The sequence below is a fragment of the Nocardioides sp. CPCC 206348 genome (assembly GCF_048654705.1).
Lineage (GTDB): Bacteria > Actinomycetota > Actinomycetes > Propionibacteriales > Nocardioidaceae > Nocardioides.
Genome location: NZ_JBMCZA010000190.1, coordinates 49,822 through 53,646 on the forward strand (window position 1 = coordinate 49,822; position 3,825 = coordinate 53,646).

Genomic DNA, 3,825 nt, shown 5'->3' on the forward strand with positions numbered 1-3,825 from the left:
GGGCGGCGGCGAAGCGCTACGGCAACGACGCTCGCAAGGACGCCACGCTGCGCTGTTAGGCGCTGTCAGGCGCTGTTGACCTCGGTGCCGGCCTCGCGGGCCTCGCGAGCGCCCCGCCCGGCGAGCTCGTCGGCCTTCTCGTTGCCCGGATCGCCGGCATGCCCCTTGACCCAGTGCCAGGTGACGTCGTGCTGCCCGGCGGCCGCATCGAGCCGGCGCCACAGGTCCTCGTTCTTCACGGGTGCCTTCGCCGACGTACGCCAGCCGTTGGCCTTCCACTTCACGACCCACGACAGGATCCCGTTCCGGACGTAGCTGCTGTCCGTGTAGAGGTCCACCGTCGAGCGTCGGCTCAGCTTCTCGAGCGAGCGGATGGCGGCCATCAGCTCCATCCGGTTGTTCGTGGTGTCGGGCTCGCCGCCGTACAGCTCCAGCTCGTGCTGGCCGTACCGCAGCCAGGCGCCCCATCCGCCCGGCCCCGGGTTGCCCAGGCAGGCGCCGTCGGTGTGGATGGTGACGAGGCTGCGCGCATCGGGCGGGGAGTCGGGCACAGGGGGAGGGTACGGGGGCCGGTCAGCCGGCAACGCGGAGGTGCGCGGCAGCACGGCGTGCCTTGGCGCGGGCCTCGTCGACGTCGTCGCCGAGCGCGAGGGTGACGGCCATGCGTCGGCGACCGGACACGGCGGGCTTGCCGAAGAGGCGGACGCTGGTGTCAGGCTCGGCGAGCGCGGCGTCGACCCCGGCGATCCGTGGTGCCTCGATCTCGCCCTCGAACAGGACGGCGCAGGAGGCGGAGGCCCCGCGGGTCCGGATGTTCGGGATCGGCAGGCCGAGGACGGCGCGGGCGTGCAGCGCGAACTCCGACAGGTCCTGCGAGACCAGGGTCACCAGCCCCGTGTCGTGCGGCCGCGGCGAGAGCTCCGAGAAGATCACCTCGTCGCCGCGGATGAACAGCTCGACGCCGAACAGTCCCCGGCCGGTCTCGCCACAGAGGTTCGCGACGACGGCAGCGGAGGCCCGCTGTGCCTTCTCGAGCACGACGTCGGAGAGCGCCTGGGGCTGCCACGACTCGCGGTAGTCGCCGTCGACCTGGGTGTGTCCGATCGGCGCACAGAAGGAGATGACGTCGGGTCCGCCGTCGGTGGCAGCGTGCTTGACGGTGAGCAGGGTGATCTCCTCGTCGAAGTCGACGAAGCCCTCCACGATCACGCGACCGGCGCCCGCGCGGCCACCCGCCTGGGCGTACTCCCAGGACTGCGCGACGTCCCCGGGGCCACGCACGACCGACTGGCCCTTGCCGGACGACGACATCACCGGCTTCACCACGCAGGGCGTGCCGACCTCCGCGATGGCGGCCTCGAACTCGGCCAGCGTGTCCGCGAAGCGGTAGGGCGACGTGGTCAGTCCGAGCTCCTCGGCGGCCAGCCGCCGGATCCCCTCGCGGTCCATGGTCAGCCGCGCTGCGCGGGCCGTCGGTACGACGGTGAGGCCCTCGGCCTCGAGCTCCAGCAGCGTGGGGGTGTGGATCGCCTCGATCTCCGGCACCACCCAGTCGGGCTTCTCCAGCTCGATCACGTCGCGAACCGCGACCGGGTCGAGCATGTCGATCACGTGGCTGCGATGGGCGACCTGCATGGCCGGCGCATCGGCATACCGATCGACGGCGATGGTCTCCACGCCCAGCCGCTGGAGCTCGATCACCACTTCCTTGCCCAGCTCGCCCGATCCGAGGAGCAGTACGCGGGTGGCCGTGGCGGAGAGGGGAGTCCCGATGGTCGTCACGCGCGGAACTCTAGGGGGAGGGGCCCGGGCGAGCGCAGGACGTCATCCCGGCATCCCGGGACAATGTGACAACGGTCGTGGTCTACTGCGGTCTGTGACAGTCACCGCCGACGTCCTGGACCGTGTCCCTTCCGCCCCCAGCGTTCGCTTGAATCGTGCGCTGCGGGCCACCGTCAAGCAGGCCACCCGCGTCCTGCCGGGCAGCGCCGTCGGTCTGCGCCTTGCCCGTGCGGCCATCGAGGTCGGGTGCATCGCTGCCGGAGCCGACAGGCTTCCGCACACGCGGGTGCGGACGGCGACCGATCGCGGTGCCGTCCACGGCGAGTGGCTGGGGCCGGCCGCGACTCCCGGCGAGCTGGTGCTGCTCTACTCCCACGGCAGCGCCTACGCCGTCTGCTCTCCGCGCAGTCACCGCGCGTTCGTGACAGACCTGGCCGAACGGATCGGCCGGCGCGCCTTCAGCCTCGACTACCGGATGGGGCCCGAGCACCAGTTCCCGGCAGCACACGATGACATCGCCCGGGCCTTCCTGTGGCTCCTCGCGCAGGGGCATCGCCCGGAGGACATCGTCGTGGCGGGCGATTCTGCCGGCGGACACCTGTCCCTGTCCCTGTGTGGAGAACTACGGCGCCTGGGTGTGCCGATGCCGGCCGGCCTCGTGCTCTTCTCCCCGCTCGTCGACGCCAGCTTCGACACCGCCGCGGCGGCGTACCGACGGAGCAACGACCCGGTGACGGTGCCCGGCTTCGCTCGACGGGTGATCCGCCACCACCTGTCCACCGGGTCCGCGAACGACCCGCGCTTCAACGTTGCGCTCGAGGCCGGCCCCGACCTGCCGCCGGCTCTGGTGATCGCCGGCGCGTCCGAGATGATGCGCGGCGACGCCGAGCTGTTCGCGCGCGTCCAGCGGGAGGCGGGCGGTCACTGTGAGCTCCAGGTGTGGCCCGGACAGATCCACGTCTTCCCGATGCTCGGGGTGGTTCCCGAGGCGCGCCTCGCGCTGGACGAGGTGACGCGCTTCGTGGCCGAGCTCGACGCGGTCGCGCACGCGAGCGACGTGGGGTGAGAGCGGCGCGGGGTTGATTGATGTCCATCAACCTCGGACAGGCACCCTGAACACGAACGACGGACCTGCGTTGCCGCAAGCCCGTCGTTGTCCGTTGGCGCCTCCGGCAGGATTCGAACCTGCGACACCTGGTACCGGAAACCAGTGCTCTATCCCCTGAGCTACGGAGGCCAACTCCCGTGGGGAGTGCGCGGTCGAACCCTACCGGGCGATATCCGTGCCAGAGAAACCGGAGGCCGCCGATAGGCTTGCGGGGTGACCCCTGCGCAACTCTCCACCGCCATCGTCGGCGCCCTGTCCTCGCTCGTGGACGAGGGCGCGATCGCCCTGCCTGACGGCGTTCCGGCCGAGGTGACGGTGGAGCGACCGCGGCAGAAGGGCCACGGTGACTACGCCACCAACGTCGCGATGCAGCTGGCGAAGAAGGCTGGCATGAACCCGCGCGCCTTCGCCGAGGCACTCGCCGGCCGCCTGGCCGACTCCGAGGGCATCGGCGCCGTCGAGGTCGCCGGTCCCGGGTTCCTCAACATCACCGTCGAGGCCGGCTCCCAGGGCAAGGTCGCTGCGGACATCGTGGCGGCCGCGTCGTCGTACGGCCACACCGAGACGCTGGCGGGCCAGAAGATCAACGTCGAGTTCATCTCGGCCAACCCGACCGGACCGCTGCACCTGGGCCACACCCGGTGGGCGGTGCTCGGTGACGCGATCGGCCGGGTGCTCAGCGCCGCGGGTGCCGAGGTGACCCGCGAGTTCTACATCAACGACCGCGGCGTGCAGATGAACCACTTCGCTGCGTCCATCATCGCCGCGGCCCTGGGTGAGCCCAAGCCCGAGGACGGCTACGCCGGTGAGTACGTCGACGACCTGGCCAAGCAGGTCGAGGCAGCCAGCCCCGGCATCTTCGACCTGCCGGCCGACGAGCGCCTTGCCGCCGTACGCGACAAGGGGTACGCGATCCAGCTGGCCGAGCAGCAGGA

Annotated in this window: 4 protein-coding genes and 1 tRNA gene; 2 read left to right on the top strand and 3 right to left on the bottom strand. The window is 71.2% G+C overall.

Annotated features, from left to right (window positions below):
- Positions 1-65: 65 nt before the first annotated feature.
- Together rnhA and purT are read right to left on the bottom strand one after the other, a co-directional pair.
- The gene (rnhA, locus tag ACOADB_RS16095; RefSeq protein ID WP_378600568.1) at positions 66-551 is read right to left on the bottom strand and encodes a ribonuclease HI; all 486 of its coding nucleotides are present in this window, start codon (positions 549-551) and stop codon (positions 66-68) included.
- A 22-nt stretch (positions 552-573) separates the two neighbouring features.
- Entirely contained in the window at positions 574-1,782 is a 1,209-nt protein-coding gene (purT, locus tag ACOADB_RS16100; RefSeq protein WP_378600570.1) for a formate-dependent phosphoribosylglycinamide formyltransferase, read from the bottom strand.
- Positions 1,783-1,930: 148 nt separating this feature from the next.
- Between purT and ACOADB_RS16105 the strand changes: the two genes are divergently transcribed.
- Complete coding sequence (locus ACOADB_RS16105) at positions 1,931-2,848, top strand: alpha/beta hydrolase (protein ID WP_378600572.1); 918 nt, start codon at positions 1,931-1,933, stop codon at positions 2,846-2,848.
- A 95-nt stretch (positions 2,849-2,943) separates the two neighbouring features.
- Here the strand turns inward: ACOADB_RS16105 and ACOADB_RS16110 are convergent.
- Positions 2,944-3,019: transfer RNA gene (locus ACOADB_RS16110), tRNA-Arg, on the bottom strand.
- An 84-nt stretch (positions 3,020-3,103) separates the two neighbouring features.
- On the opposite strand from ACOADB_RS16110, the gene argS reads away from it, so the two are divergent.
- On the top strand, positions 3,104-3,825 hold a 722-nt coding region (gene argS, locus ACOADB_RS16115), incomplete at its 3' end, for an arginine--tRNA ligase (RefSeq protein WP_378600575.1).